The organism is Peredibacter sp. HCB2-198 (genome assembly GCF_045999315.1).
Classification (GTDB): domain Bacteria; phylum Bdellovibrionota; class Bacteriovoracia; order Bacteriovoracales; family Bacteriovoracaceae; genus Peredibacter.
Genome location: NZ_CP174607.1, coordinates 227071 through 252153 on the forward strand (window position 1 = coordinate 227071; position 25083 = coordinate 252153).

Consider the following 25083-nt stretch of genomic DNA (forward strand, 5'->3'; position numbering starts at 1 on the left):
TCCGTACTGGTGTTGTCATTAATATAGTTGGACAAAGTCCCCTTCAGTCACAGATCCACCTGAATGCAGATTACAAATAGCTCCATCCTGGCCGAAGAAGTCCACCACTTCCAGGGTGCCTTTAACCTCGCCCTGGGACATTCCAATCATAGCACCAGATTCAGGATCATAGATTTCTTGTCCCTCTGTTATAACCTTAAGAATGTCTCCCAAGTTAATTCCAGAGGTTCGACCAGCATTGATATAGATACGTGTGCCGATGATTTTTGCCACTCGGCCCATCCAGTCTAATCTGCTGGCAATTTTTGTCACTCTTGGTACAAACTTACGAACGGCCACTTTTACTGAGTATCTCAATAAATCCTGGCGGTAAGCGAGGTTTTCCTCTGAGTCTTCCTGATAAAAACGAAGATTATCATCAGAGATATTTCCGTCTACCGTTTCAGAAAAAAGCTCTTTGTTAGAAAGAACATCATAAACTTTGATCTCAACGTAAGTTTCGGCCATTGATTTAAGCTTGCGTACAAATCCAATTTCATCACTCTTCTGACGAATACGGGCCTCTTTCACGCGACCGAAAACCACAATATTCACGCCTGACATCTTGGCCTTACGAGCAAGTTGCGCAAGTTTGATTCCTCCACCAGCATAGATTTCTTTCGAATTACCGAAAATGCTTTCACCCTCTGGATCAATGATAAAATCACGAGACTTAATCATTTCGCGACGAAACTCTTCTGTTGCGGTAATTGCCAGGTCTTCGCCTCCCATAGGAGATTCATTGTAGAAAGTAAGAAGCGCAATCTTCTTTTTGATGGGACTAAAATCTGAGACCTTATTTACTTTGGCCGCTTGATTAACAGGCTTTCTGCGCGAGATAGGAGCGCAAGATTCGAGTAAAAAGGCAATTGCCAATAAAGGGAACACACCCCAGCGCAAAGCGAACATAATCATCCTTAAAAAGTTATTCAGCAATAAGCTTCAGAACATGGTGAATGCCAGTAAATTCATTCACTAAGCTGTAGCTATGAGATGATTTTAACTCTTTTAGGCGTGACAATAAATCAGTAAACGATTTTTCCTCACCTTGATAGAATCCGAGAAGCTGGGCCTCATTATGAGAGAAACGATCGAGCTGTAGCTCGAGATTGATACCTTTTCCTTCTTTTCTGAGCAATTCCATCAACTGTAAAACATCTCCAAGGTTGTTTTGTCCCTGAACAATCAGACGGGCAATGCGGTTGAGTTGTGGAAGATCCCCTATTTTTTTTGTGAAAGTGCTGAAGGCACTGATGGGAGTGCGATACATCTGACTAGCAAGGGCGGAATTAAGGCCCTTCTGGTCTAGTCCCCTCCAAGTGCGAGTTTGAAGTGGTAGAGTTTCAGAGGCCAGAAGTCGTTTAGTGTTGGCATCTAAAAGAATGGCGCTACCGTCCCACTCAAAGGTCCATTCATTTAAACTTTGAAGATGACGAACACGTCTTAAATTGAATGAAACTTTTAGCCAGAGATTATTTTGTAGCTCAGGTGAAACCTGCATGCCTTCATCCTGACTTACTTCCTGCCAACGTTTAAAATTAATTAAACACTCATCAAGGCACTGAACAACTTCTTCAACATTGGCCGGTTGATTACTGGCCAACCAATTTTGCCATGAGGTCATGATCGGCGAAGAAAAGCTCAGCTCTCGCTCCAATCCGAGTTCATTCCAATCCATCCCTATCAAATTAATTTCAGAAATTAGATTAATTCTTGGATACTGCTTTGTGACTTCCGACATCATTCTTTGAACGAGTTTATCCAACTTCACGCGGTTGATATTTACTTCAACCGTCGCGTTCCAAGTGGAAGTCGCATTAGGATTTTCGATGGTCTTAAATTGAAATTGATCCAGGATTTCCAGTATTCGAGTGAACTTAATAAGCTCTGCTTCTCGATGGGCCTCAAGACCATTTAAAAACTCGGTCTTTTGTTCAGGTGTGAGTGATGCCTGATAGTTCTTCCCAAAACGCTCAAACAACTTCCGCTCCCGGTAGTTTTCAAAATGCTTTTCAAACTTTTCCTGAAGCTTCTTCTGAAATTCCTCATGATTAAATCCAAGCTCTGTTGAATACTGAGCAATGGCCTCACTCGTGGCCGTGTACAAAAGATAAGGTTTAGCGCCGTCCGCGTTGGGGACATTTAATTGTCTGGTGACTTTCTTTTCAGTAAGAAGCTGCGCCCACGAAACGGACGCAGTCATCAAAATAAGAAGCAGGAAAAATTTCACTGTCTAACTTCCTCTACTTTACCATCAACGATGAAAGACACTGAGTTTGTATTAAGAAGCTCATTGATCTTTGCCGCCATTTGCGGAGATGGACTTACCAAGAAGTTATCATCCAGTGGCATACGGGCACGACCTTCAGGAGTATCAAAAATAAAATGAATCGGTACTGACCCGCGGTAGCTCAGAAGAATCTGCTTCATCTGAGACAACGAATAAGCATTCAGGTTTTGAAGTGGAACATTTACGCGAACCGAGGTCACACGTTCTTCCGATTCATTTTTCAGGAGGCCAACTTTGGTCGGGAAGAATTTCTTCACGTCCTCAAGACTTACATATCCAGAAAGTACCAGTGGCTCATCAGCAGTTAAAAACTGCTGGAATTCAGCGAATACTTTCGGGAAGAAGATACATTCGATCTTGCCGTGTAGGTCTTCCAAAGTAACGAAGGCCATCTTATCACCCTTCTTACTCAGGATGACTTTTGATTCAGAAATCATACCGGCAATGACCACACTTCGCTTGGAAGGATCATGTTCATCCCCACGACGAGGATTAAATCCCTCTGGCTTCGGAACTGTCGGAAGCTCATGGATCTGAGACAGATTCATGGAGGTCAATTTCTCCATGATGTCTTTAAATCTCATCAGCGGATGCCCAGAAACATAAATCCCAAGAAGTTCTGCTTCGTGGGAAAGTTTTTGTTTCTCATCAAACTCCGCCGATTCAGCAATATTTAACTGCTCTTCAGAACTTTGAGTGACTTCACCCATATCAAAGAGTGACGTTTGTCCCATGAGCTTTTCTTCTTGTTTCTTCTCAGCGAAGGCAACGATAAACTCCATGTTCTCAAGTAACGTCTTACGGTTATACTTCTCGCATGAATCGAAAGCGCCTACTTTAATCAGGGCCTCCATCACACGCTTGTTCACCGATTTAAGATTTACGCGCTCACAGAAATCAACGAAGCCCTTGAATGGGCCATTTTCCGTGCGCTCTTTTACGATGTCATCGACGGCACCTTCACCCACACCTTTAACGGCACCAAGACCGAAACGGATACGAGTGTTACCAATAACGTTGAAGAGCCATAGAGACTCGTTTACGTCCGGAGGAAGGATTTCAATTTCAAATTCTTTTGCTTCAGCAATATACGCCGTGATCTTTTCTTTGTTGTTGATCTCGGTACCTAGAAGGGCCGCAAAGAACTGGGCCGGGTAGTAACGTTTCAGGAAAGCCGTCTGATAAGCAACCACTGAATAGGCCACGGCATGGGACTTGTTGAATCCGTATTCCGCGAATTTTTCCATCAAGTCGAAAAGCTGGATTGATTTTTCTTCATCGAATCCACGCTCAAGAGCACCCTTACGGAAGATCTCTTTATGGGCGGCCATTTCTTCGGCCTTCTTCTTACCCATCGCTCGACGAAGCATGTCCGCTTGTCCTAACGAGTAACCGCCAATCACTCGAGCTACGTTCATTACTTGCTCTTGGTAAACGATAATTCCGTAAGTATCTTTCAGAACAGGTTTTAATTCTTCAAAGGCATATTCTTCAATGGCACCGTTAATTTTGTTTTTGATCTCAGCAAACTTTAAGTGCATCCCCATGCCCATCGGACCCGGGCGATAGAGAGCGTTGATCGCGGTAATATCGTCGATAGAACCTGGCTTAATCCGTTTACAAAGATCCTGCATTCCCGATGACTCTAGCTGGAACACACCTACGGTTTGGCCTTCTGAAATCATGTCGTAAACAGAAGCATCGTTCATGTCGATGTCTTCAATATCGAAGTCGGCCTTTAAATCTCGGCGAACAAACTTCTCAGCGTTTGAAATTACAGTGAGGGTTTTAAGTCCAAGGAAGTCAAACTTCACCAGACCAATTTTTTCAGAGAAGTCTTTATCGAATTGAACAACCTGTTCGCCCTTGGCCCCACGGAAAAGCGGACAATAAGTGACAAGTGGTTCGTTGGTAATAATTACTCCGGCAGCGTGAATACCCGCATGACGGTTAAGACCTTCCAGTCGTTTTGAAATTTGAAGAATACGACGAACTTTAGGATCATTATCTTCAAGTTCTTTAAGTTTAGGTTCTTTATCAATCGCATCCTGAAGCTCAATACCAAGTTCTTCTGGGACAAGCTTCGCCAGGGCATCTGCTTCAGCGTATGGAAGAGCAAACACACGAGATACGTCACGTAGAACCGCTTTCGCAGAAAGAGTACCGAAGGTAATAATCTGACCTACGCGCTCTTCACCGTATTTTTTGGTCACATATTCAATCACTTCCTGACGACGGTCCTGACAGAAGTCGATATCGAAGTCTGGCATCGAAATACGTTCAGGGTTAATGAATCGCTCAAAGAGAAGATTGTATGGAATCGGGTCAACGTTCGTGATCTTTAAAGCATAGGCCACAATTGAACCCGCACCAGAACCACGACCAGGACCAACAGGAATCCCGTTCTTCTTCGACCAACCAATGAAGTCCGATACGATCAGAAAGTAACCAGTGAATCCCATTTGTTTAATAAGACCAACTTCTACTTCCAAGCGCTCTAGGTATTGAGGTTTAATTTCACTTTCCCAATTCTCTTTACTCACCAGGTGTTTGAAGTGTGGACCTTCAAAACGCTCTTGTAGACCTTCACGGGCCATACGAGCAAAGTAATCCTCTTCTGTTTCCTGAGTTGTAATTTCAAACTTAGGAAGAAGGTAAATCTGCTTCCCTTTTTCATCCTGCCAACGAATCTCAAGGTTACAAGAGTCCGCAATTTTAAGCGTGTTATTACAGGCCTCTGGAATATAGTGAAAGGCCTCACGCATTTCCTGAGGTGATTTGAAATAAAACTCTGTCGTAGAAAGCTTCATGCGCTTTTCATCTTCAAAGGTCTTACCCGTTTGAATACACATGAGCACTTCTTGAGCGGCCGCATCTTCGCGGGTCAGGTAGTGACAGTCATTTGTGGCAACCAGAGGAATTGAATAATCTTTGGCGAAGTTGATGATCTTCTTATTTACATCCACCTGCTCAGGAATTCCGTTCTCTTGAATCTCCAGATAAAAATCATCTTTGTAAATTTCACGGAACTTCATCGCCGCTTGTAGGGCACGATCGTCTTGACCTGTGAAAAGGTTGTAACCAACTTCACCTTTCAGACATGCAGAAGTCGCAATCAATCCTTCCGAAAATTCTCTCAGTAGTTCCACATCGGCTCTTGGCTTATAGTAGAACCCTTCTTGGTAGGCCTTCGATAAAAGCTTACAGAGGTTACGATAACCAGTTAGGTTTTTACAAAGAAGGATCAAGTGGTGAATTTGGTGTTTCCCTTCCACTTCATCTTGAGAATCAAGCGTCTTTAAGTTTTTAGGAGCACGACGGTCATGACGTGAGCCAGGAGTAAAATAAATCTCTGAACCAAGAATCGGTTTGATGCCGGAAGAAATCGCACGAGTATAAAAATCAATTCCACCAAACATGTTACCGTGATCAGTACAAGCGATCGCCGGCATCTCAAGTTCTTTTGCTCTCTTGAACAAGTCCCCTAAACGAATCGCACCATCAAGTAATGAGTACTGACTATGCAAATGTAAGTGAACAAAACTGTCCTGACGGGTATTTTGAAAATCACTTCCAAGGAAGGGGTTTTTCATACTAAGAGTCCTCGAGATTGTGTGGTAGGTGTACTCTCTAAGATAACCATTTTTAGAGGGAAAAGACCACTAATTGGCAATGCAGCAATAGATAAGATTTACGAGTCAAAAATCCGACTATTTCTCCCCAATACAAGTGCTTGTAAATTCATCCCGCACCACTCTCAGACCTAAACAATTTTCAAGATTAGATTCGAACTAGGATTTACGAGCAGAATATGCAAAAATTTCGGGTCTCTAAAAGGGTTAGATTGCGTGAAAAAAATTGGATATTCATTTAAAGAACTAGATCTCTTCAACTTAATTTTCATCACTTCCATTCCTGTGATTGGAATAGTGTTATTGATTCTACATGTATGGCTAGAGGGTTTTAACCCTTACCTTTTGATCCCGGCAGTGATTATGTACATTCTCACAGGGTTCTCGATTACTGGTGGTTACCATCGCTTGTTTGCCCACCGTTCATACCAGGCAAACCCAATGATAAAACTTTTTTATCTCCTATTTGGTGCCGCTGCAGGTGAAAACTCAGTTCTAAAATGGGCCACTGATCACCGCATCCATCACCAAAATGTAGATACTGATGGTGATCCATACGACATCAATCAGGGATTCTTCTATGCCCATGTAGGTTGGATTATCCGCAATCAAAATTTATCAAATGCTAATTATCCGAAAGATCTTACCAACGACAAACTGGTTATGTGGCAAGATCGTAACCTTCTTCCGATCACAGTTTTAGTAAACGTTATTCCATGCCTTATCATGGGATATCTTACAGGTTCATGGCTTGGGAGTTTTGCAATTGTTGGTTTTTTAAGAGTGGCCGGCGTACAACACGCGACGTTCTTTATTAATTCTCTTTGCCACATGATGGGCAAACGTCCTTACGACGATTCGCAAACAGCTCGTGATTCATTCTTCCTTGCCCTGCTCACTTTTGGCGAGGGCTACCATAATTTCCATCACACATTCCAACTCGATTACCGTAACGGTCTTCGTTGGTATCAGTGGGACCCAACAAAATGGGCCGTTAATTTAATGTCTCGAGTTGGTCTTGCCACTAATTTAAAAAGAACTTCTGAACTTAGTATTCTCAAGGCGAAAATGAAAGTTCTCGCCAATAAATATAATCACTCGCATGATCACAAAATGACTCTGGAAGAGCTGTCTCTTCAGGTTCATGTTGCTTTAAAAAAATTGGATGACCTCAAAAAAGAATACAGGCTTAAAAAAGAACAAAAAGCCGCTGAATTTCATCTCCAGATGGAAGAGCTAAAGGCCCGTATCCAACAGGCCAAGGCAGAATTCCAAGAGCTTTATGCTCAGTGGGAGATGGGTCTACTTTCAATGCAAATGGCGACTCATCATGCGACCTAATCCCCACTGGGGAAAAGAGGTCCAATGGATAAACTACCTAAACGCGTAACTCATGAACTAAAAGTTCGGACACTTACCGTAAAACGAATCACTGACGTTACTCCGTCAATTCGTCGAATTACATTGACCGGGGATGAACTCACTGGATTTATTTCGAGTGCCCCGGAAGATCATGTGAAAGTATTCTTTCCCTTACCCGGTCAAACGAAACCACTCATTCCAACCGTCATTGAAGGCAAACCCGTTCTGCCAGAAGGCGCCATTGGACGTGATTACACTCCTAAAAAGTATGATCCGGTGACCAATGAACTCGATCTGGAATTTGTTCTACACAAAAAAGGGCCGGCCAGCCTTTGGGCCGCTCAAGCAGAAGTTGGCCAGCAATTGGGCATCGCAGGCCCTCGCGGTTCATTCATTTACCCTGATTTTGATTGGTACCTATTTATGGGTGATGAATCGGCCATGCCGTCTTTTGCGCGTCGTTTGGAAGAAACTCCGGCCGGAACCAAAGTAATCGCTCTCTTAGAGATCGAAGACGAAACTCAAAAGTACCCTTTCTCAACGAATGCTGAATTAGATATCACCTGGCTTCCTCGTAACGGGAAGAGCAAAGGTGAATTTACGGCCTTTGAGGAAGCGTTGAAGAAGATTGAGCTTCCTCAAGGTGAACCTTTGGCCATCATCAGTGGTGAAATGAGTGTCACAAAAATCTTAAAATCGACTCTTCTGAAGGCCTATAACTTTAAAGAAGAAAATATTAAGGCCACCGGCTATTGGAAATAGTCCTGCACAGAGTCTTTGCTTGTAATATCATGATCTTCGAGGTAGGAAAGGCTCTTGTTTTAAGGAGCCTTTCCTATGTTCACCGGTTTAAATCAAAAATTAACAGAAGAGTTGCTTGAGGCCATTCGCTTTTTTAATCTAAAAGGCTGGTCCCCTGCTACTTCAACGAACTATTCAGTTCGTTCTGAAAATAAATCGGAATATATTATCTCACGCTCGGGCGTGGATAAGAGTAAATTTTGTGGCTCTGATTTAATTCTGATTAATCAAAAGGGAGAAATTCTTCCGCCTTTTAATAAACCTGGAATTAAATCTTCGGCCGAAACTGAAATTCACACAGCAGTGTATGAAATGTTTCCGGAAGTAAATTGTGTCCTTCACACTCACTCTGTTCTCGGGACCGTACTTTCTCATTCTTTAGTTCAGGAAAAGCAAATTCGTTTCGAAGGCTTTGAGATTCTTAAAGGGATCGAAGGCAATAAGACCCATGATTTAGTGGAGACACTTCCAATTGTTCCAAACTCACAAGTCATGTCGGAGATCCTAAACAATGTGAAAGGTCGTCTGGACAAAAATTCCCATGGCTTCCTAATCGCAGGACACGGACTTTATAGTTGGGGCAAGGACATTGCGACAGCGAAGAGACATATTGAGACTTACGAATTTTTATTTGAATGCTATCACATGATGAGGAGATTCTAATGGCCGTTCTCACTCTCCTGGATCCGGAAAGAAAAGAAATCCGTGACCCTAAAGAAATTAAAACATTTATGAATGATCGCGGGATCATTTTTGAGCAGTGGCAAGCATCAATGCCTCTGAATGACTCTGATTCTCAGGAAACAATTCTTAAGGCCTATGAGCATGAACTGGGTCCTTATATGAAGAAACATGGTTATCAGAGCGCTGACGTTATCAACGTTCACAAAGATACTCCGAATGTTGAAGCGATTCGTGCCAAGTTTTTAAACGAGCACACTCATTCTGAAGACGAAGTGAGATTCTTTGTGGATGGTGAGGGTCAGTTCTTCTTCCATTTGGCCGACCGCCAGGAAGTGTTCAAACTTCTCTGCGAAAAAGGTGACTTCATCTCTGTACCTAAGGGCTACACTCATTGGTTTGATCTCGCTCCAAAGTATCATGTAAAAGCAATCCGTGTTTTCCAAACTCAGGAAGGATGGGTCGCAAATTACACGAACAGCGGTAAAGACCAAAAGTATAACCAACTATGATCAAATTATTCTTATTCGATATTGAAGGAACCACCACGGACATTAACTTTGTTCACAAGGTTCTCTTTCCTTATTCAGCAAAATGCATGCAGGACTATATTCTTCATCACCAGACTCACCCTCTGGTGGTAGATGCCATTCAGGAAGTTCGCGACACTGTATGGAAGGAAGAAAAGCGCCAATTGGGGCTCTATGAAGTCATAGATAAACTTCAGGAGTGGATCAAGAGAGATCGTAAACACCGCGCCCTTAAAACCATTCAAGGTCTTATTTGGGACGTAGGTTACTCAAAGAATGATTTTAAGGGTCACGTTTACCCTGATACAAAACCGTTCTTCAAAACGATTCTAGAAAAAGGCTCAAAAGTCGGCATTTACTCTTCTGGCTCAGTTCATGCTCAGAAACTTATTTTCGGTTATTCGATTGAAGGCGATCTCACTCCGATGATCTCGTACTACTTCGACACGAATGTAGGTGGAAAAAGAGAAGTCACTTCATATCAAAAAATCACCCAGGAAGTTGGTCTAAGACCTGAAGAAATTCATTTCTTCTCTGACATTCCTGAAGAGTTAGTGGCAGCAGAGGCCGCTGGAATGGGTGTGACTCAATTACTTCGACCTGGAACAAAGTCTTCTCGCTTTGAATCCATCACGTCATTCGATACCTTCAAAAATTATCTATAACTTAAGAGCGCCGACCGGCGCTCTTAGAATCTCCAGAATGCATCAAAGACGTAGTAATACCCCTTTGGCCCAAAGGTCAAATTGGTAAAGTCTTGAGTCGCAATTCCGAGACTGATGTGGAAGTTCGACCAGATCCACATATAGGAAACGGTTCCCCCGAAGGTCTGAAGTTCTACGTTATAAACCGGACCATAGAGAATACGATCCCAATCATCAGTGATGTATTCAGTAATGCTTCTAATATCCGAGTACGTAAAAAGATCGAGGTCCTTGGTGGCCCTTGAATCATGATACTGAGGATCGAAAGTGGCCGTGAACATGAAGTGATTTTGGAACTTGGAGTTCGAAGGAACTGTAATAACCCCTCCAAATTGTCCAATCCAGTCTTGTTGCTGAACTTTGTAAGCACCAAGGGTGTTTAGGGTGATCTTAGCATATTTATTTGAGAGGGCCCGGTACTTAAGTCCTAAGTTTGCGTAACCATCAAACCAAAGAGCGTTGACGACCTTTACTCCGAAATCATTCGTTACTCCATACTGGACCTGAAACGGACTAATGAGGGCCTCATGTTTTTCGAGAGTGTGACCTTCAGAAGTAAAAACTCCAAAGTAGGCCAGTTCTTGAAATTCGGCGGGTGTACTTTTTCCATCGGCGAGTGTCAGTGAGTTAAAACCCGGAATGTTCATATCCCGCAGAGTCTTATAATTGACGACTTCAACAACGTCCCCAACCAGTACTAAATGATTATCAAAAAGTTCTTCGATCCTGACTTTAAAGATACCGGGATTGTATGGGTCTATCTCACTACGAATTGTCCCCAAAGCAACAAGCTTTTTATTGGCCTGGCCCGTAATTAAAACTTTCTGGTCTTTCTTAAAACCATTCGGAATGACCAGTTCAACAAAGATCTCATTGGATGAGTGAATCTCTTTCACCACACCCTGAGCAAAAACTGCGAATGGAAATAATAAGAGAAATAGAACAAAGAATCGAAGCACGAATTAGTTACCTTTTCTTGCCTCAGCACACTTCGTTTCAACGTTCACACATGAACGGGTGAAGATAATGGTGGTCCACCACTGCTCAGTCATTTCAGCTTGTAGAAGATAATCCTTACCAGGACAAAGACTTCTTACAAGAAATGGGATGGCAGAATCTTTTTCTTTCTCTGCGTTGGAGAAGAAAAGCCATTGATTAAAACATGCCTCGAGTTGATCGTTTCCAACTGGCACAATTTTAGTGAGAGTGATTGGCCTCTCATAACTTTCTTTATTGAAATCGACCTTACGAATGAGATCGTAATCAGCGTACTTCTTAGTACAGCCCACCAGGGCAAGAAGGATTAAAATATTTTTCATGCCTGGGATGTACCATATCAAAAGCCATTGGGCGACGACAAATTTTTCATAAATTTCAATGACTTCCAGTGGTGTCACTTTGGGGTCTGTAAAACTTCATAGCTTCTTGATAAATCAAAGAAGAAATAAGTTTTATGGGATATCGTCCATTCACTTTCAGGAGTCGTTTATATGAAGTTTCTTATTCTTTCTTCGCTCTTAGTAAGCACATCTGCATTTGCTCAAAGCATTGACGTAAAGGCCTTCAAAACACTTCTTACCCAGAAACAGGCCATTCTAGAAAAGGCCACTCCAGGTATGTCTAAGAAAGTTGTGACGACGGCAAAAGTTGAAGATTGTCAGTATTCACAAACGGCCATTCAAACCATTCTTCGTATCGAAGGTGAGAAAATGATCGTTCATTCAAAAGAATCTCTTACTCTTGTTCCTAGCTCTGCTTGTATCAACGCTGGATATGAGAACTATGAAGAGACAGTGGTGTTCTATGTTGCTAGGCCAACTCTGTCAGCAGACTTGGAAGCTCTTGATGCATCAGCTGCAAGCATTAAGTCTCTGGTAAAAGCTGGTGAACAAGTCACAATGCAAATGGATGTAAAAGAAACTGATGAAGATGGGAACACTTCAATCGAGGCCCTGACATTTAAATATGACCTGACTAGACCTTCTTTCAGTAACCTCATTCTAACAGAGGGCGAGGGCTTTAAAACAGTTGTGACTGATGAGAAAGATGTTGATCTCAATACAGTTGATCTTCGTAACGTGACATTCTGTGCGAATGACGACGAAGACAGCAGCGACTGCGTTCAGGGTGATTTCTCAGACATTCTATTCTAAAAATAAAAAGGCTCCATCCGGAGCCTTTTTTTATTCCCATTCGATAGTGCCGGGTGGCTTGGAAGTACAATCATAGACCACTCTTGTGATCCCCTTCACTTCATTACAAATGCGCGAAGAGACCCGATTTAAAAAGCTCCACGGCACTTCAGTAACAGAGGCCGTCATGCCGTCTTGTGAATTCACCATACGAACCGCAATGACTTCTTCATAAGCACGACCGTCCCCTTTTACTCCCACAGTTTTTACCGGAAGAAGCACAGTGAATGCCTGCCAGGTTGAATCATAAAGCTTATGGCCTTTAAGTTCTTCGAAAAGAATCTGATCAGACTCTTGAACTTTACGAATAGAATCCTTATGAAGCTCACCTAGTACGCGCACTCCAATCCCTGGTCCAGGGAAAGGATGGCGATAGACCCAATCGTGTTGAAGACCAAGTTCTAGTCCCATGGCCCGCACTTCATCTTTAAATAAAAAGCGAAGTGGTTCCAAAAGTTTTAAATGCATTCTTTCCGGAAGTCCCCCCACATTGTGGTGAGACTTAATTGTGACGGATTTCCCACCCTTTTTATGAGGAGAAATAGACTCAATCACATCAGGATAAAGTGTGCCCTGAAGAAGATAATCAAACTTTACGTTGTGACTCTTCTCGTATTCATGAACTTTCTTTTCAAAGACATCAATAAACGTTTTACCAATAATTTTACGCTTACTTTCTGGGTCCTTATGACCATGAAGAGCGCTCAAAAACATATCCGTTGCATCTATGATTTCGATTTTTAGCGAGGTCTTCTCTTGAAGAAGTTTAATGTGATGAATGTCTTGCGGACGAAGAAGGCCATGATCTACAAAAAAACAATGGAGATCATCACCAATCACTCTTTGAGTCAAAGTCGCGGCCACGAGTGAATCCACTCCGCCAGAAAAAGCACAAAGGACCTTTGATCCTTTGATTGCTTTCACTTCTTCGAGCGAACTTTCAAGCATGGTCTTGGAAGACCAATCCGATTTTAATTTAGCGACTTCGTTTAAAAAGTAACCAAGCACATCTTTACCATGAACAGTGTGATGAACCTCTGGATGAAACTGAAGCCCAAGGATAGGACGAGTTTCGTGCTTAATTCCGGCAGTCAGTCCATTTTCACTCTGAAAAATGAGCTTAAAATCTTTCGGGAGAACACTCACGTGATCCGAGTGACTCATCCACACGTCACTCTCGGCCGGCATACCAGGCACACTAAAACCTGGAACCGTACGAAGTTTAGCAAGACCATATTCGCCCTGCACACCCTTCTCTACTTTCCCGCCAAAGCATTGACCCAATATCTGCATTCCGTAACAAATACCTAAGATCGGAAGTTGAGGACGAGAGAAGAACGGTGAATAATCAGTTGTGTCTTCAAATACACTTTGTGGTCCACCGGACAGAACCAGGGTTTTTGGTTCTTCGCCCTTTAATCTATCAAAGGCATCTTCCAGAGTCATAATCTCTGAAGTAAATCCCAATTCACGAAACTTTCTCGTGATGAGTTGAGTATATTGAGAACCAAAATCAACGATCCATACAGAACTTTTCATGATTAAACCTGGCGATAGTTAGGAGCTTCTTTAGTAATGATCACATCGTGCGGATGAGATTCTTTCAATGAGGCCGCTGTGATTTTAATGAACTTTGCTTTCTTATGGAGCTCATTCATGGTTGGCGCTCCCACATAGCCCATTCCCGAACGAACACCACCGACAAGATGGAAAAGATTCGTAGAGAGTGAACCTCGATAAGGAACTTGTCCTTCAATTCCTTCTGGAACGAGTTTTGACATTTCTTCCACCGCACTTTGGCCATAACGATCTTTCGATCCTTTTTCCATCGCACCCAGAGATCCCATACCACGATACATTTTATAAGCGCGGCCTTGGTACAGCACCATTTCACCTGGAGCTTCATCAGTTCCTGCGAATAAAGAACCAATCATCACTGTAGAGGCGCCACCAGCAAGGGCCTTAAAAATATCCCCCGAGTATTTAATTCCTCCATCCGCAATGAAAGGAACTCCGGCCTTCTCACACACTGGCCTACAATCAAAAATCGCCTGCATCTGAGGAACACCAATTCCCGCGATCACGCGTGTAGTACAAATAGAACCTGGCCCAATGCCCACTTTAATTCCGTCGACACCGGCCGCGATAAGATCTTCGCAAGCTTTTGCTGTAGCAACGTTTCCGGCCACGACATCAACATTCGCATTTATTTTTTTGATGGCCTTCACCATTTCGATCACTCCTTTCGAGTGACCGTGGGCAGTGTCCACCACAATAGCGTCCACATGGGCCTTAATCAGCGTTTCGACACGTTTTAATTCCTTGTCCCCTACACCACATGCGGCCGCGACCCGCAAGCGTCCAAACTGATCTTTATTAGCATTAGGGAAAGCAATGGTTTTCTCAATGTCCTTAATGGTTATTAGGCCACGAAGTTTTCCTTCTGCATTCACCACTGGAAGCTTTTCTACTCGATGATTTTGCAGAATGCCTTTTGCTTTCTCAAAACTTGTTCCTTCAGGTGCTGTCACTAAATTTTTTGACGTCATGACATCTTTAACTTTCTTCGACGTGTCTGACACAAAACGAAGATCACGGTTGGTGATCATTCCAACCAGCTTTTTATCTTCGTCCACAACTGGGAATCCAGAGATTTTATATTTCTTCATAAGGTCAAACAGATCAGAAATTTTTTGATCTGGAGTTACAGTGAATGGATCAATAATCATTCCTGACTCATACTTTTTCACCTTCTCCACTTCGAAGGCCTGCTCTTCTGGAGTCATGTTTTTATGGATCACCCCAATGCCACCCTCTTGGGCCATCACAATCGCTGTACGCGACTCGGTAACCGTATCCATCGCACTTGAGACGATAGGGATATTCATACTGATGTTTTTAGAGAATTTGGTTTTTAAATCGACTTCAGTAGGGAGAACTTCTGAGTAGTTTGGAACGATCAGAACGTCGTCATAGGTCAAAGCTGAATCTTCGGTATAAAACATAAAGCTATCCTTTGATTACCAAAGGATAGCTCATTTAGAGTAAATTTCTAGGGTGGGAACTATATGCGCAGTACGTAGCCCAAGTTCTTGAGCGTTTTGATGTGAGTTGAAAAAGGCTTCAACTTTCTGCGAAGGTTTGAAAAGTGCGTATCAAGGTTATTCACTTCAACGTGAACGTCTTTCCAAAGCATGTGAATCAAATCATCTTTATGGATCACACGATTAGGGTTCTGTGAAAGCACAAGAAGAAGTTGATATTCTTTTGGTGTCAGGCGCACAGCTTGGTTGTTAAGGATAACTTGATGTCCATCAAGATCAATAACTAAGTCCTTAAACTTAATCACCTTATTGTTCTGAAGATTTCTTTTTGAGAGAGCGATACGGTTACGAATACGTGCGACAAGCTCTTCAGTTTGAACTGGTTTCAAAAGGAAGTCGTCAGCACCAATCTCAAGCCCTTTCACTCGTGCACCCATATCTGAGTCACCAGTCAAGAAAAGAACTGGAAGATTCTGCTTCGCGCGCTTTACTTCTTCATAAACCTGGAAACCGTCTTTCCCGGGAATGTGAAGATCGAGAAGAATTGCATCCGTATGATTGTTACGAATGAAATCCAGGCCCTTATCTGGCTCAGTAAAAGACTCAATGGTGAACTGGTCGGCCAGTGAGCTAGAGAGAACCTCTAAAAGATCTTTATTGTCGTCAATGATCGTTACATGCATTCGGTTTTTTTCCATAAGATGCTCCATTGAATGCATATTAAGGCATGTTTAGATCGAACTAAAACTCAAGATATCTTAAATATTTTGTGTAGAATCCCAAATCGGCCATCTGGCTGATTTTTTAGGGGATGTTAAAACGATCCTAACATATTGAAAAAACGTGCTAAGTGCTAGTAACTCTTCAGGTCGTCGATGAGCTTTTCCAATTCTTTCGAATACTTAGGCTGTTCTGCAGTGTGCTTCTTTAGAGATTCACCAAACTCTTGATTTAAAACGCTCGTTTGAGGCATTTTTTTGGCTGCATCCGGAGTAACTGACTGAACTGATGCCGGTTGTCTTGGGGCTTCGGTTGGGGCCACATACGGTTCAGTTTTCTGATAACTAGTACCATAAATACGAATTGGAACAGGTCTCGCATCAACAACTTTCTTTGTTGTGACTTTCTGCTTGTAGTATTTGTGAGCGCTGCCAGAGACAGAAGCAGGGAGACGATTGGTTGAGATGAAAATGATCTCACCCTTCTTCACAGGAGCAGGTGCTTTTTCCTCTACTGAAGCAATAGATCTTGCCCTCGGTTCGGTGGCCTTGATCTTCTCAGGAAGCTGTTTAAACTCCGATAAGGCCTTATTCAGCGATGCCAGACCTACCTTCGTAGGAGTGCGTGGAATACCGTTTTCTACTTCTGGATCAATAAGAGAAAAAGTACCTGCAGCAACAGTGTACTTCATGTTCTTATCCAGAACGTTAGACACCTCTACTTCGCCATTCACCACCAGGACTTGTGAGCGAGAAGAAGCTTGATCGAAAGTTGTGATGAATTCGCCCTTCCAAAAATCAACAGCAGCGTTGGCCGTTGTAAGAGCAAGTGGATGACGAGCATTCACAGATTGAATCCAAGTCTTACCTTTTTTCAACTGAACTGACTTATTAAAAAATTTCAGATGCGATCCACCTGTCAGATGATAAGTGGCATCGTAATAATCATTAAGCGTAACGGTCGCACCTTCTTCCACCATCACTTCCGATTTCTCTTCAATGTGCTGGTTTACTTTAAGCGCACTGGTCTTTCCTTCCGGAGTCACCACAAACACTGTTCCGTTAATCTCTGTCACTTGCGCGACAGGTTTAGCGTAAACGGCAAGAGAAAAAGAAAGAAGTAAAAAACTACTGCTTAATTTTGTAAGAGATGTCTTCATAGTACCTACTTAGGATTTTCCACTCTTCAGTGTTTCTGTATTTAAGGCGAAATTCTTCTACGGTTTTAAGGAACTTCTGATGCTCACCTTGGTTGTACTGAGCAAGCGCAAGCCATAGCTTGGCACCTCGATAGAACTCAGACTTAGGATAGTTTTTCACCAGACGCTCTAGATGTTGTTCAGACCAGTCATAGCGCTTACCAGTCTCAAAAGCGGCCACTCCTGCTCCGAAAAGCACGCGGTCACTAACGATTTCATGTTTTGGGTGACGAACGATCAGCTCATTATAAAACTGCGCTGACTTCTCATAATTTTTGAAGTGAAGTTCTTTCTCACCAATGGCCAGAAGCTTTTCCGGAGTCCATTTATAGATCTCGTAATTCACAAGATCGTTGGTATCCATTTTAGGCACGCTGGCGATTTTTCTCTCTGGAGCAGCGGCCGCTGGTGCCTTTGCTTGAGAAGCAAAATACTTGTTCTTAGATTCAAGTTGTGAGACTTGATATTTTAGATCTGAGATCTGCACCTGGAGAAGACGATTCTCTTTAGCAAGAGCGAGAGCTTTCTTTTCATACTCTAACTGAGCGTCTAATTTTGCCATGACCGTTTTATCCATTCCTCCGAATTTCCAGAGTGAAAAGACATAACCAAATGCCAGAAGTAGAAACACAAAAAATAGCTTCATATGATTGACCCTCAGGGCTCCATTAAACTCGTTTATTTATCGGTAAATTGACTAAAATCTTTAGTTAAAGAATTTGGAAGAATGTGCCGATATGGGCATCAGGAGTAATCACTATGGCTTTTCGCACACTTGGACTTTGTCTACTTTTCCTCTCAATTTCAGTAGTTGCCCATGCTAACCGTAGTCCGGCCGTAGAGGATTTCGTAGGGATTGAGATCGATCAGCCAGAAGCAACTCCACACGCCAGTGAGACTCTTTTTAATCTTGAGCAGGACATGACCAAGCTTGAAGAGTCTAGAAAAAATCCTCCTAAGCCTGAGATCGTTGAGCCCAGTAAACCGTGGAGTGCCTACTCTATGCTTGCTGTGGTTTTAGGAGTTGGTCTGCCGACCTTCGTATGGCTCACCATCATGGGTCATCTTCGCAAGAAGGCGACGCTTGAAAGTGCTTCTAATCTGGAAGTTCTTGAGAAGTATCGCAAAGAAAGAGAATTGGCGAAGAAGAACGAAAGCGAAGAGTCAGTTCGTAAAGTGTCTTAAAAACGCTCCCACTCTCCCCGACTTTTATATTTCATGATCCGTTGAATGTGATTGTACATCACAGCGATCTCGCGCACGCCGTCTCCATCAACATCATACACGTTCACATTGTAATCGCGACGCCAGTACTGTTCACGCTGGGCCTCTTTTTCGTGATAAAAATGGGGACCTTCGGTCATTGAAAGCGTATCAAGATCGTTGTTCTCGAAAGACAGGACATAGATTCTGCCAGTGGACTCAAAGCGCTTACCTTTTGTGCTTCCTTCATCCAGAAAGACTATGGCGGCCTTCACCTTGTTTGAAAGATTCACCAGCTTAATTTTATAAATGGCACTCTCAGACCCCATGGCCAAAAGTTTTCCTTCAAAGATTTTTCTTTGAGAAGGATCACGAATCTCCAGCCAATCTACTCCATCCCTTTTTTGGGGAATGATGACTTCCTCAAACCCATCACCATTTAAATCGAACCGGTATGAGGTGCCCTGAACGTTAAATTGCGGGAGGAAGGTCTCCTTGTGCTCTTCACCTAGCTTGGGAAGTTCCCCAGTAAGAATCTGGCGGAAATAGCGCTCATCCTGAGAAAAACTCAGACCGGAATAAACCAGCAGAACTAACAAAAAGAACCAATGATGCACCATGAGTCCATTGTAACTTAAAGTTCCGTTTGTTAGTATCTTCTGGTTTAAAGGAAGGTTTTGCATGATTATTTCGCTCGGTTTTATCCGTTCTTCTAGCCAAGTGCTTATTAAGGAACTTAACTGGCTTCAAAATAGCCTTGAGACTCGAATTATTGACGTTACAGATCTTGCGGATCAAAACCTCCAGGCCCTTTTTATCCACGATAATGAGCATTACAGCTCGCTCGTGAGTCTTCTTGAAAAAGAAAAGGCCTTCTACCCTATCCTGGATGCCAATGACGAAAATCTAACGTTGTCTTCATTTGAATCAATGCCGGCGCAGCAGTTCCGCGATGTATACCTGAAGGTGCTTAATCGCTGGACCATGCACCAGAATTTCAGTTCGATTGAAAATGTTTGGAAGATCACGAATCACTTTCGTGAACTTTGGAAAAAAGATCGTATCACGTTCTTCGAAGAGTTCTGGTACTGGATGAAGAGAAACCTTGGTGCCACTGAAATGACCATGCTCTTCAACGACGTGATCTCTACTGAAGAGAAAGATGAAAACAATGAGAAGAAAGAGCGTCCGAAACTTACGACGTCTCTTCTTTCTGGAACTAAGAAATGCAACTTCCAACAAGGTGCCGCCAAAGAAAGAGAACTTATGGCGAACTACATTGATAAATTCCATGATGTATTTGAAGTGACTGAATTCAATCCTTCGAAAGGCCAGTTTGTAGCGACGGCCCAGATTGAAAGAAGCCCGATTATGTTCATGGCGAGAACTGCTCAGTTGAATCAGTTACAAAGAACTGTTTTATCGGCGGTATTTAACGGTCTACAGGTCTAAAAACCTGCTGGAAAATCTCTTTCAGGAAACTCATCAAGAGAGTAAAAACTGTGGGAGACAGAGTTCCTACGACTATAGATGAGTTTAAACAAGGTAACTTTCTTACATTTCTTCAAAGCTTTTACTATTTTGTTTGAAAGCTTAAGATCTTTTTCATTTGTCGAAATCAAATAGATAAATAAAGATTGAAGGCCATTATCAGTTAAATCTGTAGTTCTATTAATTTCTCTCCAACGTAAAAACTCATTTAGCCTTTCAATCGAAAAATCTTGAAAGATATTAAAGTGATGACAAATAAAAAGTGTTTCATCCTTTAAAGTAGCCAGGTGATCAAAATACATGAAATCTCGAGGCTCGTGCATCAATGGGCAGATATCAATTCGTCCTTCTGCGGAATAAGTATTATATCTCTCAGATAAGTACGTTGGTAAAAGTAATTTAACGATGTCAGCATCCGTAGGAGATGATGAAATCTCTAAAAACTCCTTTGAGCAATTTGCTTGAAGAAGGTTCTTTTTTGGAACCAAGACACTCCATCCTTCTTTGTTTTTTGAAACATTCAATCGAGTAACCTGTACCCAATAAGCACAGTCATTATCTAGATCACACAGTACGACTAAAACTGGTAGTGAGTGATTTAACCAGTAGTTTAGATGCTTAACTTCACCATAATAAGTGAAGCCATCTGGAGTTTCATGCTTTAGATAATGTTGACCCGCTTTGATTTGGAGAGCAATTAGTCTACCAGTACCTTCATTTAAATCATTTTTGACTTCAATTTGAGCGTCAATCCCCAGATCATTTTCTAATTGCCGTCTAAAAATCCATTTGATTTTTCTAAGGATAATCCCTTCAACCAAATTTACGCCTTCATTGGCACGTTGGTCAGTCTCATTATATTTTGGCAGAGTACTTTTTTTCTTCCTCGCTTTTTTCTTTATTTTCTTATTCGAGTTTGAATTTTTAGCTTTTGCCTTCATGTATGACCTAACTTCCAAAATGCCCTAACGGCTCCCCTGCAAGAACATGAAAGTGAGTGTGAAACACTGTTTGACCTGCGTTCGGTCCAAGGTTAGTCACCACTCTGAATCCGTCTTTAACTAGACCTTCATTTATTGTGTACGTGCGAATAGCATTGAACACATCTGAAAGTTCTTTGGGATCGTTTTTCGCGAGATCGTTAATGTCTTTCGTGTGAGACTTATGAATGAAGAGCTGGTGAATCTTAGCTTGAGGACGAAGGTCCTTAAAGCCGATCACGGTTTCATTTTCAAAAATCTTGGTTGAAGGAATTTCGCCCTTAACAATTTTACAGAAAATGCAGTCACTCATATTACCCCTTCACGCGCTCAATTTTAGCGCCAAGCTGAGTTAATTTCTCGTCGATTTTCTCATAACCACGGTCTAGATGGTAGACACGCTGAATTTCACTCTGACCTTGGGCCACAAGGGCGCAAAGAATAAGTGCAGCAGATGCTCTTAGATCAGTACACATGACTGGTGCAGCACTTAGGCTCTCAACTCCCTCAATTGTAGCTGAGTTACCTTTGATCGTTACCTTCGTCCCCATACGTGCCATTTCTGGAACGTGCATGAAGCGGTTTTCAAAAATTGTTTCAGTCACCACAGAGTTTCCATCAACCACGCTCATCAATGCCATCATCTGGGCCTGGACGTCAGTTGGGAAACCTGGATATGGGGCCGTATCAATGATGGCACCTTTTAAGCGACTTGATTTTTTCACATGAACAAAGTCATTACCTAGTTCAAGATTCGCACCCATCTTGGTGAGAGTGTCGAGAACGTTCGTTAAGTGCTTTGGATTGAAACCTTCAACCCTCACGTCTCCACCACTCATAATACCAGCAATGATAAATGTGGCGGCCTCAATGCGGTCACCAATCACACGATATGGTTTTGCAGGAGCTTTTAATTTTTTGATGTCCATTCCATGAATAGTAATGCGAGATGTCCCCGCTCCTTCAATCTTCACTCCCTGAGCAATCAAAAAGTCAGCAAGGTCATCAATCTCTGGCTCCATCGCTGCGTTTTCAATAATGGTCTCACCTTCCGCAAGAACCGCGGCCATCATAATGTTCTCGGTAGCACCTACGCTTGGGAAAGGAAGTGTTACTGTAGCGCCTTTTAGCTTGTCACATTTTGCTTTGATGTAACCGTTTTCGATTTGAATCTCTGCACCCAGCTTCTCCATCCCCATTAAGTGAATATCCACCGGACGAGCACCGATGGCACAACCACCAGGAAGAGAAACAGAGGCAACTCCATAACGAGCAAGAAGAGGTCCAAGTACGAGAACTGAAGCTCTCATAGTTTTTACCAATGAGTAGTCCGCGTGCTGATTTTCTAGATGAGAGGCATCTAACACAATCTCATCACCCGACTTTGTAACTTTCACACCCATGCTTTGGAGAAGTTTTAAGATCGTTCCGACATCCATGAGATCTGGAATTTTTGTAAACGTCACCGGGTAAGGTAATAAAAGTGCCGCCGCTAGAATTGGTAGTGTTGCATTTTTAGCTGAAGATATATGAACAGATCCCTTTAGTTGACATGGGCCTGTTACGAGTAATTTATCCATTGATTCCGCCTTGAAATGGGATGGCTCAATTTTATGAGGAAAGTAAGGCGGAGGAAAGCAGTAATTAATTTCAAGATAAGCGTCATGGCCCTTTAATTCCAGGGAGCTGTCCCTAATGGGAAGTGGCATGGTTTTTGGACTAAAGATCACATTTAAAACGTAATGTCCAAAAGGTGCCAGGTTGAAGATGGATAAATTATTGGAAGAGCTGATTTTGAAGTATGAAACGGAACTTGAAGAGGGAATTAGATATCTTTCAGAAATGAAGAAAGCATCCTTAAATTACCAAACTCAATATAGCATTAATGCAATATGGAAAATGATATTAAATGATTTAAAGCAAATATCCGAAAAAGATAAGCATGATCATAAAAAAAGACAGTGAAGACTTCAAAAGATTGGCCCTAGAAATTCTAGATGAATGCCCAACGAACGAATCCAATGAGTTTGTTGATGGATATATCGATTTTGTAGATATTATTTTTGAGGAATTAGAAGCATTCTCAAATGTCCTTTGGAACTATTCCGCTGGTACCTGTGAAATTGATTTTGAACTGCTTTTTAATGAAGCCAATAAGATGATTGCTAGAAAGTCGCCCTCTACTGAATTTCTTAAAGGGGCAAGATTAGCGGAAAAAGAAACTCTCGCCGCCATGATTTTCGCTTTCAAATGGGAACCCAAACATCCAGCGGCCTAAGCTTTTTTCCCTCTTAAAAACCGATTACTTCCACCTAAATCTTTTAGAACAATCACTTCCTGAAACCCAAGCTCTTTGAGAATTTTGGCCTGTGCTTCCAATTCCAATTCATGTCCTTCCATCATAAACACTCCACCTGGAATAAGATGGTCCCGAACCTGAGTAAAGAAGCTGGCAAACCAAGAGTGATAATCCTGGTCATCCAGATACAAGGCCATATGTGGCTCATGCTGATCCACTTGCTGGTGAACTAAGTTTCGATGGGACTTGGCCTTAATGTATGGAGGGTTAGAAACAATGAGTTCAAAAAAATCATGCACTTCTTTTAAGCGATCCGATTTCAAAAATTCACAACGATCCAGGAGACGAAGCCTGCGCGCATTGGTCTGCGCCACTTTTAAGGCATCAGGTGAAAGATCAACTCCCATTCCTGTCGCAGCAACATTCTTCAAAAGAAGTGATAGAAGGATGACTCCACTTCCTGTACCAACATCCAGAACATTTGAATAAGTTTTCTTTTCTCTAACCAGGATGTCCACAAGCTCTTCTGTTTCCGGACGTGGAATGAGAACCCGAGAGTTCACATAAAAGACGTTCTCATAGAATTCTGCCTTCTCCAAAAGATAGGCAAAAGGAACACCTTTTAAAAAATCACCTTCTAATTCTTTGGTAACCTTACTAGAAATAGAACAGGCAGCTTGATCAAGCTCAAGTCGATAATGAGTCAAACGATGCTTTAGAATATCCTGAACTTCACGAAGGAAACGCTGAAGACTTAGCCCCGGATAATGATTTCCTAACTCAGACTCATGCTGAGTAAAGAAAGCACTCCACGACTCTCTTAGAGTTTCTATTCTTCGGCCCCTTGAAGAAGGATGGCCTGGTTGTGAGCAATCAGAGCATCAATCACTTCATCAACGTCGCCGTTCATGAATGCTGGGAGGTTATAGATAGTGTAGTTAATTCTGTGATCAGAAATACGACCCTGAGGATAGTTATAAGTTCTGATACGCTCAGAGCGGTCACCAGTTCCTACGAGACCTTTTCTCATAGAAGCTTCCTTATTGGCCGCTTCCTGAACTTTTAAGTCATAGAGTTTGGTCTTAAGGATTTTGAACGCTTTCTCTTTGTTCTTCAACTGAGAACGCTCATCCTGCATGGCGATCACAATGCCTGTTGGAATGTGAGTTAAACGAACCGCAGAGTCCGTGGTGTTAACCGACTGACCACCTGAACCAGATGAACGGTAAACGTCTACGCGGATTTCATTCATATCAAGAACGATGTCCCCAACTTCATCTGCCTCTGGCATAACGGCCACAGTAATGGTTGAAGTATGGATACGGCCTTGGGCCTCAGTATCAGGAACACGTTGTACACGGTGTACACCAGATTCGTACTTCATCTTCGAGTAAACTTTTTCACCCGAAACGTTCACGATGATCTCTTTAAGACCTCTGTCACCTTCTGAAATTGAAACAACTTCAGAACGCCAGCCTTTGCCGTTGAAATAGTTTTTATACATACGCCAAACATCGGCCACGAAGATTGAAGCTTCGTCACCACCAGCACCGGCACGAATCTCAAGGATCACGTTACGGTCGTCGTTTGGATCTTTTGGAAGAAGAAGAAGTTTTAGTTCGTGCTCTACCGTTGGTAGTCCTTTTTCAAGTTCGGCGAGTTCTTCTTTCGCCATTTCACGCATCTCTTCGTCTTTTTCGTTATGGATGATGTCTTTGTTGCCTTCGATATCGGCAACCATCTTTTTATATTCTTTATACTTAATGACGATTGGTTCAAGGTTCGCGCGTTCAGCGTTGGTCTCTCTAAGTTCCTGTGCACGATCATAAAGCGAAGGATCGGCCAATCTTTCAGTTAGAACTTCAAAACGTCTGACAACAGCATCTAATTTATCGAACACGGGAATTTTCCTTCGGG

General features: G+C 42.4%; 26 protein-coding genes. 10 read left to right on the plus strand and 16 right to left on the minus strand.

Annotated elements, in window-relative coordinates; genetic code table 11:
- Positions 1 to 18: 18 nt before the first annotated feature.
- Genes ACJVC5_RS01220 through dnaE form a run of 3 tightly spaced genes read right to left on the minus strand, consistent with a single transcriptional unit; the run spans position 19 to position 5922 of the window.
- The gene (locus ACJVC5_RS01220) at positions 19 to 948 is read right to left on the minus strand and encodes a hypothetical protein (protein WP_408097557.1); all 930 of its coding nucleotides are present in this window, start codon (positions 946 to 948) and stop codon (positions 19 to 21) included.
- Between the two features lie 16 nt (positions 949 to 964).
- Positions 965 to 2269, minus strand: coding sequence for a hypothetical protein (locus tag ACJVC5_RS01225; RefSeq protein WP_408097558.1), 1305 nt, complete (start codon positions 2267 to 2269; stop codon positions 965 to 967).
- On the minus strand, positions 2266 to 5922 hold the full coding sequence (gene dnaE / locus ACJVC5_RS01230) for a DNA polymerase III subunit alpha (protein WP_408097559.1): 3657 nt from the start codon (positions 5920 to 5922) through the stop codon (positions 2266 to 2268). The genes ACJVC5_RS01225 and dnaE overlap by 4 nt, the downstream gene beginning before the upstream one ends.
- A gap of 255 nt (positions 5923 to 6177) precedes the next feature.
- On the opposite strand from dnaE, the gene ACJVC5_RS01235 reads away from it, so the two are divergent.
- The 5 genes from ACJVC5_RS01235 (at position 6178) to mtnC (ending at position 10000) form a co-directional block, all read left to right on the plus strand.
- Positions 6178 to 7302, plus strand: a complete 1125-nt coding sequence (locus ACJVC5_RS01235) for a fatty acid desaturase (protein ID WP_408097560.1) — start codon at positions 6178 to 6180, stop codon at positions 7300 to 7302.
- A 24-nt stretch (positions 7303 to 7326) separates the two neighbouring features.
- Complete coding sequence (locus ACJVC5_RS01240; RefSeq protein ID WP_408097561.1) at positions 7327 to 8085, plus strand: siderophore-interacting protein; 759 nt, start codon at positions 7327 to 7329, stop codon at positions 8083 to 8085.
- Positions 8086 to 8160: 75 nt separating this feature from the next.
- The gene (gene mtnB / locus ACJVC5_RS01245; protein WP_408097562.1) at positions 8161 to 8787 is read left to right on the plus strand and encodes a methylthioribulose 1-phosphate dehydratase; all 627 of its coding nucleotides are present in this window, start codon (positions 8161 to 8163) and stop codon (positions 8785 to 8787) included.
- Complete coding sequence (locus ACJVC5_RS01250; protein ID WP_408097563.1) at positions 8787 to 9317, plus strand: 1,2-dihydroxy-3-keto-5-methylthiopentene dioxygenase; 531 nt, start codon at positions 8787 to 8789, stop codon at positions 9315 to 9317. Before mtnB ends, ACJVC5_RS01250 begins: the two co-directional genes overlap by 1 nt.
- Positions 9314 to 10000, plus strand: coding sequence for an acireductone synthase (mtnC, locus tag ACJVC5_RS01255; protein ID WP_408097564.1), 687 nt, complete (start codon positions 9314 to 9316; stop codon positions 9998 to 10000). The genes ACJVC5_RS01250 and mtnC overlap by 4 nt, the downstream gene beginning before the upstream one ends.
- A gap of 23 nt (positions 10001 to 10023) precedes the next feature.
- On the opposite strand, the gene ACJVC5_RS01260 is transcribed toward mtnC, so the two are convergent.
- Positions 10024 to 10998 carry a hypothetical protein gene (locus ACJVC5_RS01260; RefSeq protein WP_408097565.1) on the minus strand — a complete coding sequence of 325 codons (975 nt, stop codon included), beginning with the start codon at positions 10996 to 10998 and terminating at the stop codon, positions 10024 to 10026.
- Positions 10999 to 11001: 3 nt separating this feature from the next.
- The gene (locus tag ACJVC5_RS01265) at positions 11002 to 11358 is read right to left on the minus strand and encodes a hypothetical protein (RefSeq protein ID WP_408097566.1); all 357 of its coding nucleotides are present in this window, start codon (positions 11356 to 11358) and stop codon (positions 11002 to 11004) included.
- A gap of 171 nt (positions 11359 to 11529) precedes the next feature.
- Here ACJVC5_RS01265 and ACJVC5_RS01270 point away from each other — a divergent pair, with 171 nt between their 5' ends.
- Positions 11530 to 12192, plus strand: a complete 663-nt coding sequence (locus ACJVC5_RS01270) for a hypothetical protein (protein WP_408097567.1) — start codon at positions 11530 to 11532, stop codon at positions 12190 to 12192.
- 30 nt (positions 12193 to 12222) lie between these two features.
- Here the strand turns inward: ACJVC5_RS01270 and guaA are convergent, their stop codons facing one another.
- The 5 genes from guaA to ACJVC5_RS01295 all read right to left on the minus strand — a co-directional run bounded on the left by guaA (position 12223) and on the right by ACJVC5_RS01295 (position 17839).
- Positions 12223 to 13770 carry a glutamine-hydrolyzing GMP synthase gene (gene guaA, locus ACJVC5_RS01275; RefSeq protein ID WP_408097568.1) on the minus strand — a complete coding sequence of 516 codons (1548 nt, stop codon included), beginning with the start codon at positions 13768 to 13770 and terminating at the stop codon, positions 12223 to 12225.
- Between the two features lie 2 nt (positions 13771 to 13772).
- On the minus strand, positions 13773 to 15236 hold the full coding sequence (guaB, locus tag ACJVC5_RS01280) for an IMP dehydrogenase (RefSeq protein ID WP_408097569.1): 1464 nt from the start codon (positions 15234 to 15236) through the stop codon (positions 13773 to 13775).
- A 59-nt stretch (positions 15237 to 15295) separates the two neighbouring features.
- Positions 15296 to 15973 (minus strand): response regulator transcription factor, encoded by a 678-nt coding sequence (locus ACJVC5_RS01285; protein ID WP_408097570.1) that lies wholly within the window; start codon positions 15971 to 15973, stop codon positions 15296 to 15298.
- Between the two features lie 155 nt (positions 15974 to 16128).
- Positions 16129 to 17154: a hypothetical protein gene (locus ACJVC5_RS01290; RefSeq protein WP_408097571.1), complete on the minus strand. Its 1026-nt coding sequence runs from the start codon at positions 17152 to 17154 to the stop codon at positions 16129 to 16131.
- Positions 17123 to 17839 carry a tetratricopeptide repeat protein gene (locus ACJVC5_RS01295; protein WP_408097572.1) on the minus strand — a complete coding sequence of 239 codons (717 nt, stop codon included), beginning with the start codon at positions 17837 to 17839 and terminating at the stop codon, positions 17123 to 17125. Before ACJVC5_RS01295 ends, ACJVC5_RS01290 begins: the two co-directional genes overlap by 32 nt.
- A gap of 113 nt (positions 17840 to 17952) precedes the next feature.
- Between ACJVC5_RS01295 and ACJVC5_RS01300 the strand changes: the two genes are divergently transcribed.
- Entirely contained in the window at positions 17953 to 18378 is a 426-nt protein-coding gene (locus ACJVC5_RS01300) for a hypothetical protein (protein WP_408097573.1), read from the plus strand.
- On the opposite strand, the gene ACJVC5_RS01305 is transcribed toward ACJVC5_RS01300, so the two are convergent.
- A complete protein-coding gene (locus ACJVC5_RS01305; RefSeq protein ID WP_408097574.1) occupies positions 18375 to 19079 on the minus strand; it encodes a hypothetical protein in 705 nt (234 codons plus the stop codon). The two genes, ACJVC5_RS01300 and ACJVC5_RS01305, sit on opposite strands and share 4 nt — an antisense overlap.
- Here ACJVC5_RS01305 and ACJVC5_RS01310 point away from each other — a divergent pair.
- The gene (locus ACJVC5_RS01310) at positions 19078 to 19848 is read left to right on the plus strand and encodes a hypothetical protein (protein WP_408097575.1); all 771 of its coding nucleotides are present in this window, start codon (positions 19078 to 19080) and stop codon (positions 19846 to 19848) included. The two genes, ACJVC5_RS01305 and ACJVC5_RS01310, sit on opposite strands and share 2 nt — an antisense overlap.
- Here the strand turns inward: ACJVC5_RS01310 and ACJVC5_RS01315 are convergent.
- Genes ACJVC5_RS01315 through murA form a run of 3 tightly spaced genes read right to left on the minus strand, consistent with a single transcriptional unit; the run spans position 19845 to position 22447 of the window.
- Positions 19845 to 20828: a DUF4365 domain-containing protein gene (locus ACJVC5_RS01315; RefSeq protein ID WP_408097576.1), complete on the minus strand. Its 984-nt coding sequence runs from the start codon at positions 20826 to 20828 to the stop codon at positions 19845 to 19847. The genes ACJVC5_RS01310 and ACJVC5_RS01315 overlap by 4 nt on opposite strands.
- A 7-nt stretch (positions 20829 to 20835) precedes the next feature.
- Complete coding sequence (locus ACJVC5_RS01320; protein WP_408097577.1) at positions 20836 to 21180, minus strand: histidine triad nucleotide-binding protein; 345 nt, start codon at positions 21178 to 21180, stop codon at positions 20836 to 20838.
- 1 nt (position 21181) lies between these two features.
- Positions 21182 to 22447 carry a UDP-N-acetylglucosamine 1-carboxyvinyltransferase gene (gene murA / locus ACJVC5_RS01325; RefSeq protein ID WP_408097578.1) on the minus strand — a complete coding sequence of 422 codons (1266 nt, stop codon included), beginning with the start codon at positions 22445 to 22447 and terminating at the stop codon, positions 21182 to 21184.
- Positions 22448 to 22634: 187 nt separating this feature from the next.
- Between murA and ACJVC5_RS01330 the strand changes: the two genes are divergently transcribed.
- Together ACJVC5_RS01330 and ACJVC5_RS01335 are read left to right on the plus strand one after the other, a co-directional pair.
- Positions 22635 to 22832 (plus strand): hypothetical protein, encoded by a 198-nt coding sequence (locus tag ACJVC5_RS01330; RefSeq protein ID WP_408097579.1) that lies wholly within the window; start codon positions 22635 to 22637, stop codon positions 22830 to 22832.
- Entirely contained in the window at positions 22810 to 23145 is a 336-nt protein-coding gene (locus ACJVC5_RS01335) for a hypothetical protein (protein ID WP_408097580.1), read from the plus strand. The genes ACJVC5_RS01330 and ACJVC5_RS01335 overlap by 23 nt, the downstream gene beginning before the upstream one ends.
- Here ACJVC5_RS01335 and ACJVC5_RS01340 read toward each other — a convergent pair.
- Both ACJVC5_RS01340 and prfA read right to left on the minus strand, forming a co-directional pair.
- A complete protein-coding gene (locus tag ACJVC5_RS01340; protein ID WP_408097581.1) occupies positions 23142 to 23873 on the minus strand; it encodes a HemK/PrmC family methyltransferase in 732 nt (243 codons plus the stop codon). The two genes, ACJVC5_RS01335 and ACJVC5_RS01340, sit on opposite strands and share 4 nt — an antisense overlap.
- Positions 23874 to 23995: 122 nt before the next feature.
- Entirely contained in the window at positions 23996 to 25066 is a 1071-nt protein-coding gene (gene prfA, locus ACJVC5_RS01345; RefSeq protein WP_408097582.1) for a peptide chain release factor 1, read from the minus strand.
- Positions 25067 to 25083 lie beyond the last annotated feature (17 nt).

Bases quoted from the DNA above. Each gene is read 5' to 3' on its own strand.
- mtnC (WP_408097564.1), top strand. From the start codon at position 9,314: ATGATCAAATTATTCTTATTCGATATTGAAGGAACCACCACGGACATT.
- ACJVC5_RS01335 (WP_408097580.1), top strand. From the start codon at position 22,810: ATGATCATAAAAAAAGACAGTGAAGACTTCAAAAGATTGGCCCTAGAA.
- ACJVC5_RS01330 (WP_408097579.1), top strand. From the start codon at position 22,635: ATGGATAAATTATTGGAAGAGCTGATTTTGAAGTATGAAACGGAACTT.
- guaB (WP_408097569.1), bottom strand. From the start codon at position 15,236: ATGTTTTATACCGAAGATTCAGCTTTGACCTATGACGACGTTCTGATC.
- ACJVC5_RS01305 (WP_408097574.1), bottom strand. From the start codon at position 19,079: ATGCAAAACCTTCCTTTAAACCAGAAGATACTAACAAACGGAACTTTA.
- murA (WP_408097578.1), bottom strand. From the start codon at position 22,447: ATGGATAAATTACTCGTAACAGGCCCATGTCAACTAAAGGGATCTGTT.
- ACJVC5_RS01250 (WP_408097563.1), top strand. From the start codon at position 8,787: ATGGCCGTTCTCACTCTCCTGGATCCGGAAAGAAAAGAAATCCGTGAC.
- ACJVC5_RS01285 (WP_408097570.1), bottom strand. From the start codon at position 15,973: ATGGAAAAAAACCGAATGCATGTAACGATCATTGACGACAATAAAGAT.
- ACJVC5_RS01320 (WP_408097577.1), bottom strand. From the start codon at position 21,180: ATGAGTGACTGCATTTTCTGTAAAATTGTTAAGGGCGAAATTCCTTCA.
- ACJVC5_RS01270 (WP_408097567.1), top strand. From the start codon at position 11,530: ATGAAGTTTCTTATTCTTTCTTCGCTCTTAGTAAGCACATCTGCATTT.
- dnaE (WP_408097559.1), bottom strand. From the start codon at position 5,922: ATGAAAAACCCCTTCCTTGGAAGTGATTTTCAAAATACCCGTCAGGAC.
- ACJVC5_RS01300 (WP_408097573.1), top strand. From the start codon at position 17,953: ATGGCTTTTCGCACACTTGGACTTTGTCTACTTTTCCTCTCAATTTCA.
- ACJVC5_RS01310 (WP_408097575.1), top strand. From the start codon at position 19,078: ATGATTATTTCGCTCGGTTTTATCCGTTCTTCTAGCCAAGTGCTTATT.
- ACJVC5_RS01240 (WP_408097561.1), top strand. From the start codon at position 7,327: ATGGATAAACTACCTAAACGCGTAACTCATGAACTAAAAGTTCGGACA.
- mtnB (WP_408097562.1), top strand. From the start codon at position 8,161: ATGTTCACCGGTTTAAATCAAAAATTAACAGAAGAGTTGCTTGAGGCC.
- ACJVC5_RS01295 (WP_408097572.1), bottom strand. From the start codon at position 17,839: ATGAAGCTATTTTTTGTGTTTCTACTTCTGGCATTTGGTTATGTCTTT.
- guaA (WP_408097568.1), bottom strand. From the start codon at position 13,770: ATGAAAAGTTCTGTATGGATCGTTGATTTTGGTTCTCAATATACTCAA.
- ACJVC5_RS01220 (WP_408097557.1), bottom strand. From the start codon at position 948: ATGTTCGCTTTGCGCTGGGGTGTGTTCCCTTTATTGGCAATTGCCTTT.
- ACJVC5_RS01265 (WP_408097566.1), bottom strand. From the start codon at position 11,358: ATGAAAAATATTTTAATCCTTCTTGCCCTGGTGGGCTGTACTAAGAAG.
- ACJVC5_RS01315 (WP_408097576.1), bottom strand. From the start codon at position 20,828: ATGAAGGCAAAAGCTAAAAATTCAAACTCGAATAAGAAAATAAAGAAA.
- ACJVC5_RS01290 (WP_408097571.1), bottom strand. From the start codon at position 17,154: ATGAAGACATCTCTTACAAAATTAAGCAGTAGTTTTTTACTTCTTTCT.